This is a genomic window from Gracilibacillus alcaliphilus, from assembly GCF_016909015.1.
Lineage (GTDB): Bacteria > Bacillota > Bacilli > Bacillales > Amphibacillaceae > Gracilibacillus > Gracilibacillus alcaliphilus.
The window spans coordinates 106,036-123,908 of sequence record NZ_JAFBFA010000010.1; the positions used below are offsets into that span (position 1 = coordinate 106,036).

Annotated in this window: 15 protein-coding genes; 14 read left to right on the forward strand and 1 reads right to left on the reverse strand. The window is 40.7% G+C overall.

From position 1 onward, the window contains the following. Positions 1-305 precede the first annotated feature (305 nt). The 7 genes from zapA to uvrC all read left to right on the forward strand — a co-directional run bounded on the left by zapA (position 306) and on the right by uvrC (position 8,638). Complete coding sequence (gene zapA, locus JOD18_RS09800; protein WP_204668840.1) at positions 306-566, forward strand: cell division protein ZapA; 261 nt, start codon at positions 306-308, stop codon at positions 564-566. A gap of 7 nt (positions 567-573) precedes the next feature. After that, a complete protein-coding gene (locus tag JOD18_RS09805; protein WP_204668841.1) occupies positions 574-1,125 on the forward strand; it encodes a CvpA family protein in 552 nt (183 codons plus the stop codon). Positions 1,126-1,333: 208 nt separating this feature from the next. Next, on the forward strand, positions 1,334-3,046 hold the full coding sequence (gene polX / locus JOD18_RS09810) for a DNA polymerase/3'-5' exonuclease PolX (protein WP_204668842.1): 1,713 nt from the start codon (positions 1,334-1,336) through the stop codon (positions 3,044-3,046). A gap of 13 nt (positions 3,047-3,059) precedes the next feature. Further along, entirely contained in the window at positions 3,060-5,408 is a 2,349-nt protein-coding gene (locus tag JOD18_RS09815; RefSeq protein ID WP_204668843.1) for an endonuclease MutS2, read from the forward strand. Positions 5,409-5,423: 15 nt separating this feature from the next. After that, positions 5,424-5,828, forward strand: coding sequence for a DUF350 domain-containing protein (locus JOD18_RS09820; RefSeq protein ID WP_204668844.1), 405 nt, complete (start codon positions 5,424-5,426; stop codon positions 5,826-5,828). Positions 5,829-5,998: 170 nt separating this feature from the next. Further along, on the forward strand, positions 5,999-6,313 hold the full coding sequence (trxA, locus tag JOD18_RS09825; protein WP_204668845.1) for a thioredoxin: 315 nt from the start codon (positions 5,999-6,001) through the stop codon (positions 6,311-6,313). Positions 6,314-6,853: 540 nt separating this feature from the next. Next, positions 6,854-8,638 carry an excinuclease ABC subunit UvrC gene (gene uvrC / locus JOD18_RS09830; protein WP_204668846.1) on the forward strand — a complete coding sequence of 595 codons (1,785 nt, stop codon included), beginning with the start codon at positions 6,854-6,856 and terminating at the stop codon, positions 8,636-8,638. 343 nt (positions 8,639-8,981) lie between these two features. Here uvrC and JOD18_RS09835 read toward each other — a convergent pair whose 3' ends face one another. Further along, complete coding sequence (locus tag JOD18_RS09835; protein WP_204668847.1) at positions 8,982-9,407, reverse strand: DUF2507 domain-containing protein; 426 nt, start codon at positions 9,405-9,407, stop codon at positions 8,982-8,984. A 427-nt stretch (positions 9,408-9,834) separates the two neighbouring features. Here JOD18_RS09835 and JOD18_RS09840 point away from each other — a divergent pair, with 427 nt between their 5' ends. From JOD18_RS09840 to JOD18_RS09870, 7 genes are all read left to right on the forward strand, one after another. Next, positions 9,835-10,443, forward strand: coding sequence for a succinate dehydrogenase/fumarate reductase transmembrane subunit (locus JOD18_RS09840; RefSeq protein WP_204668848.1), 609 nt, complete (start codon positions 9,835-9,837; stop codon positions 10,441-10,443). 36 nt (positions 10,444-10,479) lie between these two features. Beyond that, positions 10,480-12,231, forward strand: a complete 1,752-nt coding sequence (gene sdhA, locus JOD18_RS09845; RefSeq protein WP_204668849.1) for a succinate dehydrogenase flavoprotein subunit — start codon at positions 10,480-10,482, stop codon at positions 12,229-12,231. Between the two features lie 16 nt (positions 12,232-12,247). Further along, a complete protein-coding gene (gene sdhB / locus JOD18_RS09850) occupies positions 12,248-13,009 on the forward strand; it encodes a succinate dehydrogenase iron-sulfur subunit (RefSeq protein ID WP_204668850.1) in 762 nt (253 codons plus the stop codon). A gap of 496 nt (positions 13,010-13,505) precedes the next feature. Further along, the gene (locus JOD18_RS09855) at positions 13,506-14,549 is read left to right on the forward strand and encodes a LytTR family transcriptional regulator DNA-binding domain-containing protein (protein WP_204668851.1); all 1,044 of its coding nucleotides are present in this window, start codon (positions 13,506-13,508) and stop codon (positions 14,547-14,549) included. A gap of 110 nt (positions 14,550-14,659) precedes the next feature. Continuing rightward, entirely contained in the window at positions 14,660-15,508 is an 849-nt protein-coding gene (locus JOD18_RS09860; RefSeq protein ID WP_204668852.1) for an ABC transporter ATP-binding protein, read from the forward strand. After that, positions 15,505-16,200 carry an ABC transporter permease gene (locus JOD18_RS09865; RefSeq protein WP_204668853.1) on the forward strand — a complete coding sequence of 232 codons (696 nt, stop codon included), beginning with the start codon at positions 15,505-15,507 and terminating at the stop codon, positions 16,198-16,200. Before JOD18_RS09860 ends, JOD18_RS09865 begins: the two co-directional genes overlap by 4 nt. A gap of 379 nt (positions 16,201-16,579) precedes the next feature. Next, the gene (locus JOD18_RS09870) at positions 16,580-17,725 is read left to right on the forward strand and encodes a GntR family transcriptional regulator (RefSeq protein ID WP_239588038.1); all 1,146 of its coding nucleotides are present in this window, start codon (positions 16,580-16,582) and stop codon (positions 17,723-17,725) included. Positions 17,726-17,873 lie beyond the last annotated feature (148 nt).

The window sequence follows — 17,873 nt, forward strand, 5'->3', positions numbered from 1 at the left end:
CTGGTGATATAGGAAACGGACGCGATCAATCTTACTTTATTAATATGCCCATAAACCCCCATTTAAAGTTCCTGTAAGATCAAAGAAATGAGGTGGGGATAAGGGAAGTTGACACATTAGAAGTTTCATAAACCTCCTGGAAGGGAAAAAATTAGTAATGAAGGTTTCACTTATCGATGACATACTCATAGTATAACAGAGAATGTTATAGTGCGTGAACATCCTCTTATAGTCAAATAGTTTTCTAATTGCATGCTTCATGTTAATATGGATCTTAAGGTAATTTTCACAGAGGAGGAATCATGGTGTCCCAATCAGATAAATCTCGGACTACCGTTGATATATATGGACGTTCTTATCATATAAAAGGTAATGAAAAGGCAGAACAAATCCGCCATGTTGCCAATCTTGTCGATGAGAAAATGCGTCAGATACATGAATTTAATAAATCATTAGATACAACCAATTTAGCTGTTTTAACGGCAGTTAATACAATGAACGATTACATAAAACTGCAGGCGGAATTTGAAGCCTTGCAATCATTACTAGACGAGAAAGAGGAATAAAGTTGACATGGTAAATTTAATATTGATTATTTTATTTTTAATTGGGATCCTTGTAGGATTGCGACGAGGTCTCATCTTGCAATTTCTGCACTTAACAAGCTTTATTATCGCCTTTATAGTAGCAGCGAGGTACTATGACAATGTAGCATCAAAATTAGAATTATGGATTCCGTATCCAGAGATGATGTCTGGTTCGACTTGGGCGATTTTTGGTGACATGATCTCTTTGGAGGCTGCCTATTATAATGCGATTGCATTTGGCGGATTATTTATTGTTACCAAAATTGTTCTCCAGATTGTGGCTACTATGCTGGATTTTGTAGCCGATATTCCAATCCTTCGCTCCATAAATAATATCCTTGGAGCAGTTTTAGGGTTCTTGGAAGTATATTTGGTTGTCTTCATTCTGCTTTATATATTTGCATTGGCCCCGGTATCTTATGTACAGGACTATATTGATCAATCTGGTATTGCGAAAAGAATTGTCGAGCATACTCCGGTGTTAACGGATAAAGTGACGACATATCTATTTGAGAATGATCCACTGAATAATGACTAGCTTATCTACCCTTGCCAGACATAAGCAAGGGTAGTTCTGTTGTTATATCATGCCAATGCTGGTTCTTTTTATCGAACTTGTTGAACACGTACTTGAAGAAATTTTTTTGGTCTGAGCTATTCATGGAACCATATACGGTAGGAAAAAAGCCTAAGCTTTAGGAGAATGAATTTTTTTTGCAATAGTTATGATGGAAAGAGGTAATGATATGAATAAGAAAGATGTAATCAAATTATTAGAACAGATTGCTGTCTATATGGAATTGAAGGGGGAAAATCCCTTTAAGATCTCTGCCTACCGCAAAGCGGCACAAGCATTGGAACGTGATCATCGCTCCATTACCGAAATCGATGATTTTACCAAACTGCAAGGAGTCGGTAAAGGGACAGCAACTGTAATAAATGAATATGTAGAAACAGGCCGTTCAGAAACCCTTCAGCAATTAGAACAAGAGGTGCCTGCTGGTTTAATCCCATTACTTGATTTGCAGGGGCTGGGCGGTAAGAAGCTGGCAAGACTGTATCATGAACTAGGTGTAGTAGACGAGGCCACCTTGCGTACAGCGTGTGAACAGGGAGAAGTCCGGGTGTTAAAAGGATTTGGAAAGAAAACAGAAGAAAAAATACTCGAAGCCCTAAATAATATAGGAGCAAGACCGGAGCGGCTGCCAGTATCCAGTGTGACACAGCTTGTAAAGCAAATAGAGGCTTATTTGGAAACGATCCAAGAGATTCAGCAATACTCACTAGCCGGCAGTATGCGGCGGTTTCGTGAAACGGTTAAAGATTTAGATTTTATTATTGCGACAGAACAGCCGCAACAAGTAAAAGAAGCATTATTGGCCATAGAAGGACGCTTGGAAACGGTTGCCTCTGGAGATACCAAGGTGTCCATTGTATTGCAGGGAGAGTATCCTGTCAGTGTTGATTTTCGTCTGGTAACCAATCCAGAATTTGCTAGTACTCTGCATCATTTTACAGGTTCCAAGGATCATAACGTGCGGATGCGTCAATTAGCTAAATCACAAGGAAAGAAGATCAGTGAATATGGTGTGGAAGATATCGAGACAGGGATAGTGGAGACGTTTGATTCTGAAGCGGCCTTTTATCAATATTTTGGTTTACATTATATTCCGCCGGAAATCCGTGAAGGTACAGATGAAATAGAACAAGCTGCCGCTCCGATCGAACTTATTCAGCTAGAAGATATTCGCGGAGATTTGCATATGCACTCTACTTGGAGTGATGGCGCCCAAACGATTGAAGAGATGGTGATCCGCGCCAAAGAAAAAGGCTATCAATATCTCGTGATTACTGATCATTCGAAGTTTTTACAAGTAGCTAATGGATTAAATGAGACCCGGCTGAAGAAACAGGCTGAGGAAATTGCCAGGGTAAGTGAGAAACATCCCGATATTCGTATTTTTAAAGGGATTGAAATGGACATCCTCCCAGATGGACGGCTAGATTTCAATGATGATGTATTAGAAGGATTGGATTTCGTTATTGCTTCAATCCATTCCAGCTTTTCTCAGTCTCAAGAAAAAATCCATGAACGGCTGTTAACGGCATTAGAGAATCCACACGTAGATATGATTGCCCATCCAACAGGAAGGTTACTCGGCAGACGTGATGGATATGATGTAGATGTGGATTGGTTAATTGACAAAGCGAAACAAACCAATACAGTGTTGGAATTGAACGCTAACCCGAATCGATTGGATCTGTCGGCAGAATGGGTAAAAAAGGCGCAAGCAGCAGGTGTCAAGTTAGCAATTAATACGGACGCCCATAGCTATCAAATGCTGGAGGATATGGCTGCCGGTGTAGGAACAGCAAGACGAGGACACATTCGCAAAGAAACAGTGATCAACACCATGACAAAGGAAGAGATCGAACAGTTTTTTAACCGAAAGAAATAAGGGGGCCTGACCTATGAATGAACGAATTCTCAAGGTGCTGGAATTCAAGAAAATTATGGAGCAATTAATCGAACAGACCGCTTCATCATTAGGCTCTGAGAAAGTACATGCATTAAAGCCATCAAGTGACCTTGATCAGGTAGTCCGATGGCAGGATGAAACAGATGAAGCCTATCATATTATTCGTCTAAAAGGCAATGTACCTTTGGGCGGGATTTTTGATATTAAACCAAGTGTTAAGCGAGCAGTTATTGGCAGTACATTAAATGCTCATGAATGTCTGGATGTGGCCAGTACGATTTATGGCGGGAAACAGTTAAAATATTTTATCACTAATTTAGAAGATATAGACATGCCAATTCTAGAGGAATTAATAGAAGAGATTGTACCGTTGAATGAATTGGAACGAGAGATTAAGAATTGTATTGACGATCATGGCCACATTATGGACGGTGCCTCTGACAAACTCCGAGGCTTACGGACAAAAATTCGTACAAGTGAAAATCGACTCCGGGATCGGTTAGATCAATACACACGAACCAAGGCAAAAATGTTATCTGATGCGATTATTACGATTCGAAATGACCGTTATGTACTCCCGGTGAAGCAAGAATATCGCGGGGCGATTGGCGGTATTGTCCATGATCAATCTTCTTCCGGCCAAACTTTATTTATGGAGCCGCAAGCAGTGGTAGAGCTTAATAATCAGCTGCAGGAGGCAAGGGTAGAAGAAAAGCGTGAGATCGACCGGATATTAAAAGAGTTGACGGAGCGGATTGCCGAAGACGAGGCTTTTATAATGCAAAATGTCGAGGTATTAGCAAAAATAGATTTTATTTTTGCCAGGGCCAAGTTGAGCCATAAAATGAAAGCAAGCCGCCCGAAAATGAATAACGAAGGTATTATCAAGATGAAGCAAGCCCGACACCCCTTGATTGCAAGAGAGGAAGTAGTGGCGAATGATGTCGAATTGGGCGAGGACTTCACGGCGATTGTTATTACAGGCCCTAACACAGGCGGAAAAACCGTTACCTTGAAAATGGTAGGTCTTTGTACATTGATGGCACAATCAGGCTTGCATGTTCCAGCATTAGACGGCTGTGAATTGGCTGTTTTTTCAAATGTGTTTGCTGATATTGGGGATGAACAGTCGATTGAACAGAGCTTAAGTACCTTTTCTTCTCATATGACCAATATTGTAGATATTCTAGACCAATTTGATACTAATTCATTACTGCTATTTGATGAGCTGGGTGCAGGTACAGACCCGCAAGAAGGAGCGGCACTGGCTATGTCAATTTTGGATCATGTGATAGCTAAACAGGCTCGAGTGATCGCCACTACCCATTATCCAGAGTTGAAGGCATATGGATATAATCGTGAAGGTGTTATCAATGCCTCAGTGGAATTTGATATTCAAACCTTGCAGCCTACCTATCGCTTATTGATTGGGGTGCCTGGAAGGAGTAATGCCTTTGAGATTTCCCGCCGTTTGGGACTGCAGGAGGCGATTATTGAAGAAGCGAAAGAGCTGATCGGTGCTGATTCAAAAGATGTAGAGAATATGATTGCTTCTTTAGAGGATTCCCGCCGCAGGGCAGAACTTGACTATGATGATGCACATCGTTTGTTAGAAGAAGCCGCACAAGTAAAACAGGATATAGAGAAACAATGGCGGCAATTTGAGCAAGAACGCGAGACATTGTATAAGAAGGCGGAAGAGAAGGCAGAGAAGGCTGTTGTCAAGGCGCGTGAAGAGGCTGAAGCAATTGTTGAGAAACTCCGTCAGACAGAGACTCAGTCAGAATTGAAAGAACATGAATGGATTGAAGCGAAGAAACGGCTGTCTGCTGCTAACCCAGAATTGACAAAGAAAGAGAAGCAGGCACAACGTCCGCTGGATGAAGACAAAGCGAAGACGTTGAAGCCAGGTGACGAAGTAAAACTATTAACGCTTGATCAAAAAGGAACGATTATAGAACAGACAGGTAAACAGGAATTTCAAGTACAAGTTGGAATCATGAAATTAAAGGCCAAACGAAAAGATCTGTTATTTATTCGCAGAGAAGAACAACAGACAGAGAAGCCGCTGGCAACTATCCGCGGTTCACAATACCACGTTAAGCCAGAACTCGATTTACGCGGGGAACGCTATGAGGAGGCCATGGGCCGGCTTGAGAAATATATAGACGATGCCCTCCTGGCTGGTTATAATAAAGTGTCGGTTATTCATGGGAAGGGAACCGGCGCTTTAAGAAAAGGTGTAAAAGACTTTGCACGCAAACATTCTAAGATTGCCAATGCCCGTGATGGGGAGATGGGGGAAGGCGGCCTTGGAGTAACTGTCTTTGAATTAAAATAGGGAGGAATCTACGTTATGGCTGAGTTTTGGGCAAACATTTATGTAGAAACTGCGGCAAGGTATAGTGTGGCGATATTATGTTTAATCGTATTTTTAGTTATTTTTGAACTGGTAACCTCTTATAAGAATTGGGATGAAATTAGAAGAGGAAATCTCAGTGTGGCCATGGCTACAGGGGGCAAGATCTTTGGAATTGCCAATATCTTGCGCTATTCGAATGAACACAATGATACCATTTTAGAAAGCATTGCATGGGGCGGATTTGGTTTTCTCTTGCTTTTATTTGGTTATTTTATTTTTGAATTCTTGACACCAACATATAAAATTGATCAGGAACTTGCAAATGATAATCGGGCAGTAGGCTTTATCTCACTGATTATTTCTGTTGGGCTGTCCTATGTAATTGGCTCTAGTATCTAACCGAGGAGTGGATGCATGAAAACTTTGGCATATGTCTTAATCGTTATTGCTGTGATCTTTGTGGCTGTAGGTATTTATTATGTCATGACGGTTTAAGCAAACTATTAGGATGATCTTATGAAGGATGCTATAATCATGAGGTAAATGGATTGATGAAGGAGGAAATAATAATGGCAATTGTAGCAGCAACTGATAGCACGTTTGCAGATGAAACAAGTAAAGGCTTAGTTTTAGCAGATTTCTGGGCAACTTGGTGTGGACCTTGTAAAATGATTGCACCAGTACTTGAAGAAATAGATGGCGAATTAAGCGATACCGTGAAAATCGTTAAACTTGATGTAGATGAAAATCAAGAAACGGCAGGTAAATTTGGAGTAATGAGTATCCCTACACTTCTTCTTTTCAAAGATGGAGAAGTAGTGGATCAAGTAGTAGGATACCAACCAAAAGAAGCACTTGTTGAGTTAATCAATAAACATGCGTAACGACCTTTACAATCCCTTATGATAACCTCATAGGGGATTGTTTTTTAGCAGTGGTATAATAAAGGGACTGGGGGACAGCTAAGGATGGGTCTTCCCCCAATTCCTTTATAAGAATGTTCAAAAAGTCCAATAAAAATGGCACGGCGAATGTTGGAGTTGGCGATAGTGAAACTTCTGCTAAGAGCACCCACATCGTGTGGGTAACGCAGAAGTCAACACATCCTGTGCAAGTCCGTTGCTCATGTATTAAAGGCATACACTCCATTACTCAAAACGGCGCCGCCTTGAACTTTCGACGTACAGGATGTGCTAGTGCAGGCGTTGTGACAGGACGTCACGGTTTTAGCCTGCCGGCACACACGATTTGCTAGTATCGGTGCTGCAACAAATGGTTTCGGTGGGGCGAGTAACCGCAGTCCCAGGACGTTGCGAACTTAACCGATGATGGTCCTTTTTATCGAACTTTTTGAACACGTACTTTATGTTCAATGATTGCTCTATTACAGGACAATAAAAAAGCGGCTTGTTAGGGGGGATGACATGAATCCGCATATCAAAGAGAAACTGGCGGTACTGCCGGCCCAGCCGGGATGTTATCTTATGAAAGATAGACATGGAACTGTTATATATGTTGGGAAATCTAAAATGTTAAGAAATCGTGTTCGTTCTTATTTTATTGGTGCTAACGATCAGAAGACACAGCGATTAGTAAAAGAAATTGATAATTTTGAATACATTGTGACGGGTTCAGAAGTCGAAGCACTTATTTTGGAAATGAATTTGATCAAGAAATACGATCCGAAATATAACGTATTATTGAAAGACGATAAATCGTATCCTTTTTTGAAGATTACCAATGAACGGCATCCACGCTTGATTATTACGAGAAAAGTCAAAAAAGATAAAGGCAAGTATTTTGGACCTTATCCCAATGTGATGGCAGCTAGAGAAACGAAAAAACTATTAGACAGGCTCTATCCGTTGCGCAAATGTAATAACCCAAAAGGACGCCATTGCCTCTATTATCATATGAATCAGTGTTTGGCTTGTGCCGATAATCCACCGTCTGTGGAAGAGTATCGCCAGATCACACAAGAGGTGGCCAGTTTTTTAAAAGGCGGCTACCATCAGATCAAAAAAGAGCTGAAAGAGAAAATGCTGGCTGCGTCAGAAGAATTAAATTTTGAACGTGCCAAGGAATTTCGTGATTTGATTGAACATATTGAATCGGTTATGGAACAACAGAAAATCAGTATCAATGATCAAATTGATCGCGATATTTTTAATTATAGCTACGATAAGGGCTGGATGTGTGTACAGGTATTCTTTATCCGGCAAGGGAAACTCATTGAAAGAGATCTATCTGTATTTCCTTTTTTTGATGAGGCAGAGGAGGCATTTCTTAGTTTCATAGGAAGTTTTTATCTGCATCATCACCATCCAAAACCAAAAGAAATCCTTGTACCGATTGCAACTAATATCGAATCATTGAAAGAGTTATTAGATGTGGATGTACACATACCTTTACGCGGCCGAAAAAAGGAATTAGTAGAATTGGCAATGAAAAACGCGGAAATTGCTTTGCAAGAGAAATTCAGCTTAATTGAACGTAATGAAGAACGTACTATTAAAGCGGTGGAAACGTTAGGGGAAGCACTAAATATTGAAACACCGCATCGAATTGAGGCTTTTGATAATTCCAATATTCAAGGAACAGATCCAGTTTCTGCGATGGTGGTCTTTATCGATGGCCAGCCAGCGAAAAAAGAATATCGAAAATACAAGATTAAAGGAGTCAAGGGACCGGATGATTATGAGACGATGCGAGAGGTTATCCGCCGCCGATATACAAGAGTGCTGAAAGAGAATAATCCTTTACCTGATTTAATTGTCGTAGATGGTGGTAAAGGCCAGATGTCAGCCGCATTAGATGTATTAGAGAATGAGTTGGGATTAGACATTCCTTTGTGTGGATTAGCAAAAGATGATAAACATAAGACAAGTGAGCTCTTGTATGGTGACCCGCCAGTAATGATTGACTTAGACCGCCGCTCCCAATCTTTTTATTTAATTCAGCGCATTCAAGAGGAAGTTCACCGTTTTGCGATCACCTTTCACCGGCAGTTACGGGGAAAAAGCGTTTTTCATTCCAAACTAGATGAGATTGACGGAGTCGGTGCACAGCGCAAGAGATTGCTTTTGACCCATTTTAAATCAGTAACAGAGATCGAACAGGCAAGTGTAGAGGAAATTACCAGGTTAGGCATACCAAAACCGGTGGCAGAGAATATCCTCCAGCAATTACAAGAGGAAGAATCGGAATAAGTGAACTTGGTTAAAAAGTGGAATATGACGGAGCAGGGCAGATAGAGCTACCACAAATGATTATTTTGTAGCCTTTGGGAGTTATCGCGCGAGGCAGTCATTCTCAGCCTTCATTTCAAGAGACTTTTAGATTTTAAGCGGATATGTCTGAGAAGTCTCAGATGGAGGTAATAAAAGTCCGCACTTACGGTCCTCCTGCTTATCTGGGGCAATGCTAGGCTTTACACAGGGGAATAAAAAGAATAGCGGCAGTCCTAATGTGGATCTGTCCCGCTGTTCTTTTTTAATCCGGATTATGGATGCGAAAAGTTCTATTCAACCACTACATGCTGCACCCAGCTCTTTAGCTTTGTATGACATGTAATAATATTTGATCTTTCTTTGTTTCCACTACACACTCGTTGGCTTCTTCTTTGATTTGTACCACAGACTCTGCCAAGAAACCCGCCTCTAAGACATAATCTACCTGTTCTAATGTTTGCTGTCTTGCTTGAATGATATCGCCGCCCAGTTCAAAAATAAGCCGTTTACGCTTTTCTTGGACGAGGTTTAATTCACCCCAGCCAACATGAGCGAAAAACTCTTTTACTTCTTCTAAACTGCCGCATTGGGCTTGTCGGGCTATATTCTTACCCATTATATACAGTATCAATTCGGTTTCTTGACCTAGCATATCAGGCAGGCCAATATATCGTATCAAATCATAGCCACTGCTTGTAGTTTGCAGGTTAGCAAGCACAGTAGCCAGATTGGTTCTCTGTTTCGTCACTAGATTGTTCCCCTCTCTTACCTTGGTCAGACTGTATCACTTATATACATTATCACCTTTTTCAGCTATTTCTGCAATTACTTACTGGGAATTTTCTATATAAATCTGACATTTTGCTGTTTTTAGCATGCCTGCATCAGGCAAATCACCTTATCTGACAAGTGTGTCAGCTGTTCCTTACATATTACACATTAGATTTCTTATTCTCCTATTTTTTTTAAAATCTATTTCGTTTTCTTGACGCTTATAGTGGATAGAAGTACAATAAATATGGTGCCAATATACGAATTTCTTTGGATGGGAAATAAAAAGATTGATTTCAAATGTAAAGAGATGTGTAAGTTGAAAAAGTGTAAAGCGCTTCAATATTAGTGCGGAAAGAATCGTATGTTGCAAAAACATCATTTTAGAGGGGGGTACATAAAAAGTGGAGAATAAGCAGTTTTTTTATCGCAGGCTTCATTCATTGTTAGGAGTTGTGCCAATCGGGATTTTCTTAATTCAGCATTTAATTGTCAATCATTTCGCTGTATATGGTCCTGAGAGCTTTAATAAAGCGGCACATTTCATGGAATCATTGCCATTTCGTTATGCGTTGGAGATATTTGTTATCTTCTTGCCAATCTTGTTTCATGCTGTGCTGGGAGTCTATATTGTCCTGGTTGCAAAGAATAATGTCAAACGTTACGGCTTTTTCCGAAATTGGATGTTCTTCCTGCAAAGAATCACCGGTATTATTACACTAATTTTTATTGTGTGGCATGTCTGGGAAACAAGAGTTCAAATTGGTTTAGGAACGCAAGAACTTGATTACAGCCTAATGGAGAATATCCTGTCTAATCCAGTTATGTTTGGATTCTATGTACTGGGTATTGTGTCAACAACCTTCCATTTTGCTAATGGTTTATGGAGTTTCTTAGTTAGCTGGGGGATTACAGCAACACCGCGTTCCCAAAGAATTGCTACATATGCTACTTTAATCGTTTTCGTAGCAATAACATATATTGGTTTGCGTGCATTGTTTGCATTTGTTTAGAAGCTTGAAGTAAAGATGTAGAGGGAGTGAGTATAAATGAGTGATCGCAATATCGTTATTGTTGGCGGTGGTCTTGCCGGTTTAATGGCCACTATTAAAGCAGCAGAAGCAGGTGTACATGTGGACCTTATGTCTATCGTACCTGTGAAAAGGTCTCACTCTGTTTGTGCACAAGGCGGAATTAACGGTGCAGTCAACACTAAAGGGGAAGGAGATTCCCCGTGGGAACACTTTGATGATTCGGTTTACGGCGGTGATTTCTTGGCAAATCAACCGCCAGTGAAGGCAATGTGTGACGCAGCACCTGGAATTATACATATGCTGGATCGAATGGGAGTGATGTTTAACCGTACACCAGAAGGTCTGTTAGACTTCCGTCGATTTGGAGGAACACAGCATCACCGTACAGCATATGCTGGTGCAACAACAGGGCAGCAATTATTATATGCTTTAGATGAGCAAGTGCGTCGTTATGAGGTGCAAGGCTTGGTAACGAAATATGAAGGCTGGGAGTTTATCTCGGCAATTATTGATGATGATGGGGTTGGCCGTGGTGTGATTGGCCAGCATCTGAAATCTCATGAATTGAAAGTATTCAAGGCAGACGCCACTATCTTGGCTTCCGGAGGACCGGGTATTATTTTCGGCAAGTCAACGAACTCCGTGATCAATACTGGTTCGGCAGCGGCAGCCTTGTATTTGCAAGGAGCAGCATATGCTAATGGTGAATTTATTCAAATCCACCCAACGGCAATCCCTGGGGATGATAAGCTTCGTTTGATGAGTGAATCTGCACGTGGTGAAGGTGGACGAGTATGGACATACAAAGATGGAGAACCGTGGTATTTCTTGGAAGAGAAGTATCCGGCATATGGTAACTTGGTTCCTCGTGATATCGCAACCCGTGAAATCTTTGATGTATGTGTTAACCAGAAGCTTGGTATTAATGGCGAGAATATGGTTTATTTAGATCTATCTCATAAAGATCCAAAAGAGTTAGACGTAAAGCTTGGAGGAATTATCGAAATTTATGAGAAATTCGTTGGCGAAGATCCACGTAAAGTACCGATGAAGATTTTCCCAGCAGTACACTACTCCATGGGCGGTCTATGGGTGGATTATGAGCAAATGACCAATATCCCAGGTGTTTTTGCAGCGGGTGAGTGTGATTATACACAGCATGGTGCAAACCGATTAGGTGCCAACTCCTTATTATCTTCCATTTATGGCGGTATGGTTGCTGGTCCGAATGCCATCAAGTATATGGACGGCTTAGAGAAAACGATTGAAGATGTTTCCTCTGAGGTATTTGAGCGCCAGTTAAAAGAAGAGGAAGCTAAATTTGAAGAGTTGCTTAATATGCGCGGGGAAGAAAATGCCTATCAGCTTCATAAAGAATTGGGCGAGTGGATGACGGATAACGTAACAGTTGTTCGTGAAAATGATAGATTATTAAAGACAGACGAAAAAATCCAGGAATTATTAAAACGTTGGGAAAACATCAACATGGATGATACTTCTCGTTGGAATAACTCCGGGGTTATGTTTACCCGTCAGTTGAAGAATATGCTTCATTTAGCTCGTGTCATTACACTAGGGGCCTACAATCGAAATGAGAGCCGCGGTGCTCATTATAAACCAGAATTCCCAGAGCGTAATGATGAGGAATGGTTAAAGACAACAAAGGCCTTTTTCGATCCAGCGGCAAAGGCACCTGAATTTGAGTATGAAGAAGTGGATGTGTCACTAATCAAACCGAGAAAACGTGACTACAGTAAGAAAAAATAAAAGGGGGTAGCGAAACATGGCGGAAGAAAAGCTAACACTTATTATTACACGTCAAGATAATCGAGATTCAGCTCCCTATGAGGAGACTTTTCACGTAAACTATCGCAAGAATATGAATATCATCTCTGCCTTAATGGAGATCCAGCGTAATCCAGTTAATGCAGAAGGACAGCATGTGGCACCTGTGCAGTGGGAATCTAACTGTTTAGAGGAAGTGTGTGGAGCCTGTTCCATGGTGATTAATGGGACACCGCAGCAAGCTTGTTCTACACTTGTAGATAAGTTAGAGCAGCCCATCCGCATTCAGCCTATGTCTACGTTCCCTGTTGAGCGTGACTTGGTAATAGACCGAAGCCGGATGTTTGATTCTTTGAAAAAGGTAAAGGCATGGATTCCAATTGATGGTACGTATGATCTGGGACCAGGTCCAAAAATGCCTGAGAATAAACGTCAATGGGCTTATGAATTGTCGAAGTGTATGACATGCGGTGTTTGTCTAGAGGCTTGTCCAAACGTAAATAGCAAGTCTGACTTTATTGGACCTGCTCCATTATCTCAAGTTCGTCTGTTCAATGCCCATCCAACTGGAGAAATGCATAAAGGCGAACGTTTAAATGCACTGATGGAAGACGGAGGTATCTCTGGATGTGGTAACTCACAGAACTGTGTCCAAGTTTGTCCAAAAGGTATCCCATTAACTACTTCAATTGCGGCATTGAACCGTGATACTAATATTCAATCCTTTAAGAATTTCTTTGGCAGTGATCATTCTTACTAAGGACAGAAGGGGCTGTTGCACAATGAGAAATACGTTGTGCAGCAGCCCTTTCCATTACCTTAACCAGCATGGAAAGCCGACACCATGGATGTCTTCATCCCCATTTCAGAGCCAATTGGATCAGAGGACACTCGAAAGCCAGTTTTGATAGATTTTATTGTAAGTAGCGTTTAGTGTATTGTATCTTTAGAGTTGTCCCCTGCTCTGAGCACCCAGCAACTAACGCAACTTCCCTCAGCTCCGTACGATAAGTCAACATCGGTTCCTAACGTTCACCGTGTTTCCTTTATCCCTGTGCTTCAGTCCAGTTCGTACGTTGCTGAACGGACGCTCTGCGCTTTTTTTCCTTGTGCTGATTGTGTTTGAGGCGATAAGTCTTGTACAACTACTTCCTTTCCCTATCCTTTTCATGTAAACTAATATTTATCACAATATGGACATATCCATAACAATAATGTTAATATATTTCGAATACAAAGTGCAGAGAGGTCATAGTATGTTGAAATTAGCAGAATTAGAGTATCATCAAGGGGATTATCTTCTATTTCCCCCTTTTAGTTTCGAGGTACAAGCGGGTGAACGGAAGGCAGTTCAATCCACGGTTAATGTCCGTCAATTGATACTGAAAATGATAACAGGAGAACTTGCCTCCTTTAAAGGGAAAGTACAGGTGAATAATATCACTTTGCCTATGAATAAAGCGGAGTATTTTCAAGCGATAGCTATTTGCCTGTTTGATGAGACTTTCTATGAACGAATGACAGTCAGAGAGTTTTTACGATTTTTTCAATTATTATATCAATCTGCAATTGACGTGCCTCAAGTGCTGGAGGATATACAACTGCAAGAAAAAGAGTCTGTTAAAATCCAACGCTTAACCTATTCTGAGAAACGCCGGCTTCAATTTGGCAAGGCCGTTATTCAAGAAGCAGATATTTTTGTATTTGAAGAACCGGACTTAAATGTCGATTTAGAAACAAAGCGAGTCTTGACACAAATATTAGACAAGCTAACTAAGCAGCAAAAAGCGGTGCTTATTTTAACAGCCAATATGGAAAGTGCCATTATCTTAACGGATGATGTCTATCGATTAGATGAGCATGGCTTACGGAGTGTCAAGGTAAACGATGAAGAAGATACGGCAAATGATTCTGAAATGCAGGAAACAGAAGAAGAGAGTGAGATAATAGCGCCTTCTTTTACTTTACAAAAGATATCTGCCAAAGTAGAGGATAAGATTATTCTCTTTGATCCACAAGAAATTGATTATATTGAAAGCCATGAGGGACAGGCTATTCTTTATTCACAAGGTGTGTCCTTTTCGACGTCTTTTACGCTTCGCGAACTGGAGGATCGTTTAGTTTATCAAGGTTTCTTTCGTTGTCATCGTTCTTATATTGTCAATTTACAGAAGATACGTGAAGTGATTACATGGACTAGAAATAGTTACAGTCTGGTATTAAATGATACTGCAGGAACTCAAGTGCCTTTATCCAAATCAAAGCTTCCTGAATTGAAGCAAATTTTAGGGGTGGAATAAGCTCCATTTAGTGTTTGAAATGCTCCATTCACCGAAAATATGCTGCCAAACCCTTGATGTTAAGCTATTCTGAATGCAAGCAATGAAATTACACACAGGAGGGTTTGGCGATGTCATCGATAATAGAAGTGACGCATTTGGAGAAAGTTTTTGGTGATAAACGGGCACTACAGGATCTAAATTTTCAAGTGGAGCAGGGAGAAACGTTTGGCTTTTTGGGGCCAAGTGGATCAGGAAAAACAACAACTATTAAAATTTTAACAGGACAATTACGAAAAACATCTGGTGAAGCCAAGGTACTTGGATTGCCAGCTGAACAATTAAATAAACCAGAATATCGGAAACGCTTTGGGGTAGTGACCGATAATAGTGGATTATACCAGCGTCTCAGTATCTTCGATAATCTAAAATTATACGCCCAATTATATGATGTGCCCCTGAACAGAATCGAAGAGGTATTAGAGATGGTCAATTTAAGAAACGAACAGAAAACACAGGTAGTAAAGCTGTCCAAGGGCATGACACAGCGTGTGATATTGGCTCGAGCTTTATTGCACAAACCAGAACTATTATTTTTGGATGAACCTACATCTGCCTTAGATCCTGTTAATTCCAAACATATCCATACTGGATTAAAGGAATTAAACAAGCTAGGTACAACCATTTTTCTCACGACACATGATATGAGTGAAGCCGATTATTTGTGTAACCGAGTGGCTTTTCTTCATAAAGGAAAGGTACAGTTATTAGATACACCAAGTCAGTTAAAGAAACAATTCCGTGAAGAGTTAATTCAAGTAGAGCTGAGAGATGGGAGTCAATTAGAATTACCATTAGCTCCTGCCAGTGCCGCTGAGCTGCAGGGTTATCTTGCTGCGGATCAAGTGGAAACCATTTATACAAAGGAACCTACACTAGGTGATATCTTTGTAGAAGTAACAGGGAGGGAACTAATATGAGTTTTTCTATCAAACGTCTTATGGCTATTTTTCAAAAGGATTTAAAAGATTTATATCGTAATCTGTATGTATTATCAACTGTACTGCTGCCGCTTGTTTTTGCATTTATATACGGCAGGATGGATGAGGTACCAGCAGAGATTCAGTTCTTTCTCGTTAGTTTAACACTGTCCATGGTGGGGACATTTCTACAATGTGCCATTATTGCGGAAGAAAAGGAAAAGAATACATTGCGCGGGCTTATGCTGTCACCGGCCACCTTACCAGAAATATTAGCTGGAAAAAGTTTGGTTACTGTTGTGATTACAATAGTAACGCTTCTATTATGTATCAGAATGGCTGGATTTAATCCAGACCATATTATCTTAGTAATCGTGGGAATTGTCTTATCATTGATTTTCTTTTTGGCATTAGGTACTTGGCTCGGTTTGGTTACAAGATCAGTCTTAGAAGCCTCTGTATATGTCCTGCCGATTATGATGATTTTTGGGATGAGTAATATGTTCATTGGTTTAAAGGAAGATTACGCCTTTTTACAAGTTTTAGAGTATACACCAGGCCTTCAATTAGTAGAGATCGCTAGTTTAACGGACGTTTCACAAAGCTGGAAACCGCTGCTGATTATTTTTGCTTGGGCTGCAGGTGCTGTTATCTTAAGTGTTATTACCTTTCGAAAACGTTCCTTTGATTAACAGGAACTCAATCTGTTCAAAACTGATACAGTCTGATCAAATAGTTTAGGAAAATTCCAACCTTTACAAATATGATATAACATGATATAACAATAACAAGGAATATGTTTGCAGATAAAGTGAAACTTCGTTCAGTGGGGGACGACGCAGAGGCTGTGCTAGTGCAAATCACTTCGATGGGATGAGTAATCGCAATCCCAGACGTTGCGACACGACGTCGCAAACTTAGTCCGCTTCCTCTCCCCCCACTGAACGTTAGTTGAACTAATCGGGCCGTTACTGGCTGTTGATCTCCCATTTAGAAATGATGTGTTCCCTTATTTCTTGAAGTGGGAGTGTTACAGCCAGTTACACTGCGATAAAGGTTGGTGAGTAGGCATTGTCAAAGCCATTGTATGAAGTATTATATGAGAACATAAAGAATGCTATCAATACCGGTGTGTATCAGGAAGGCGATCGTGTTCCTTCCGAGAAAGAATTATCGGAACAATATGAGGTGAGTAGAATAACGGCAAAAAAGGCGTTAGAATTATTAGCAAATGAAGGGCTGATTATCAGGCAGCCAGGAAGAGGATCGTTTGTTAAATACCATCGTGAAGCGCCAGCTGTCAGCAAGGAAACGTTGTCAAAAAAGGAAAAACGTCCACCGCTGCTCGGTTTAGTTATAACTGATTTTGATGACAGCTATGGTACAGGGCTCCTTGCCTCCATTGAGAAATGTACGGCGGAACATTCATGCTTCTTAGTACTGCGCCGCTCATTTGGGAAGACGGATATAGAGGAAAAGTCGATTCGAGAATTGATTGAACTGGGCGTAGACGGACTCATCGTTTTTCCTGCTCAGGCGGAATTTTTTAGTGAGGAAATCCTAAAGCTTGTCTTAAAAAAGTTTCCTTTGGTGTTGGTTGATCGTCATTTGAAAGGGATTTCCACAGCGTCAGTGAGTACGAATAATGTCGAGGCGGCCAGAAAAGGGGCGGCATACTTGCTAGAATTAGGTCATCAGCATATTGGTCTCCTGACTCCGCCGCCCCATGATACAACAGCTCTGGAAGACCGAATAGAAGGATTTGTTCAAGCACATGCAGAAAAAGGGGTAGTTGTCGACCGAGATCTCTGGCTAAATAACATAACATCAACACTTCCAGATTCTTTTCGACAGCCGAATATTAAGCATGACATTGATAAGATCAAAAGACAACTGACTGATTACCCATCTATAACGGCTTTGTTTGCTGCAGAGTACTATATTGCCTTAATGGCGGTCGAAGCTGTCAAGGAGTTAGGTATGTCTGTACCGGGAGATATTTCGATAATCTGTTTTGACAGTCCGCCGACACCAATCGGTGAATTTCAACTCACTTATCTTGCACAAGATCAAAAAAGGATGGGTCAAGAAGTATTTGATATCCTTATGAAGCTACATCATAAGAAGGAACAGGATACCATACCAAAACGGGTGTTATTAGATGTTGATCTGGTGATTGGCAATTCAACGGCACCGGTTCCAATTAGAGAAACCTAGTATATAAGGTACGCTTCCCATCATGAGGGAGGCGTATTTATTTTGCCTTTATCCGCATCCTCCAAGTAACTAAATGTAAGAAAAAGTGAATATAAATGATATGTCGAAATGTGATATTATTTTTATATTGACATATTATTTGTATATC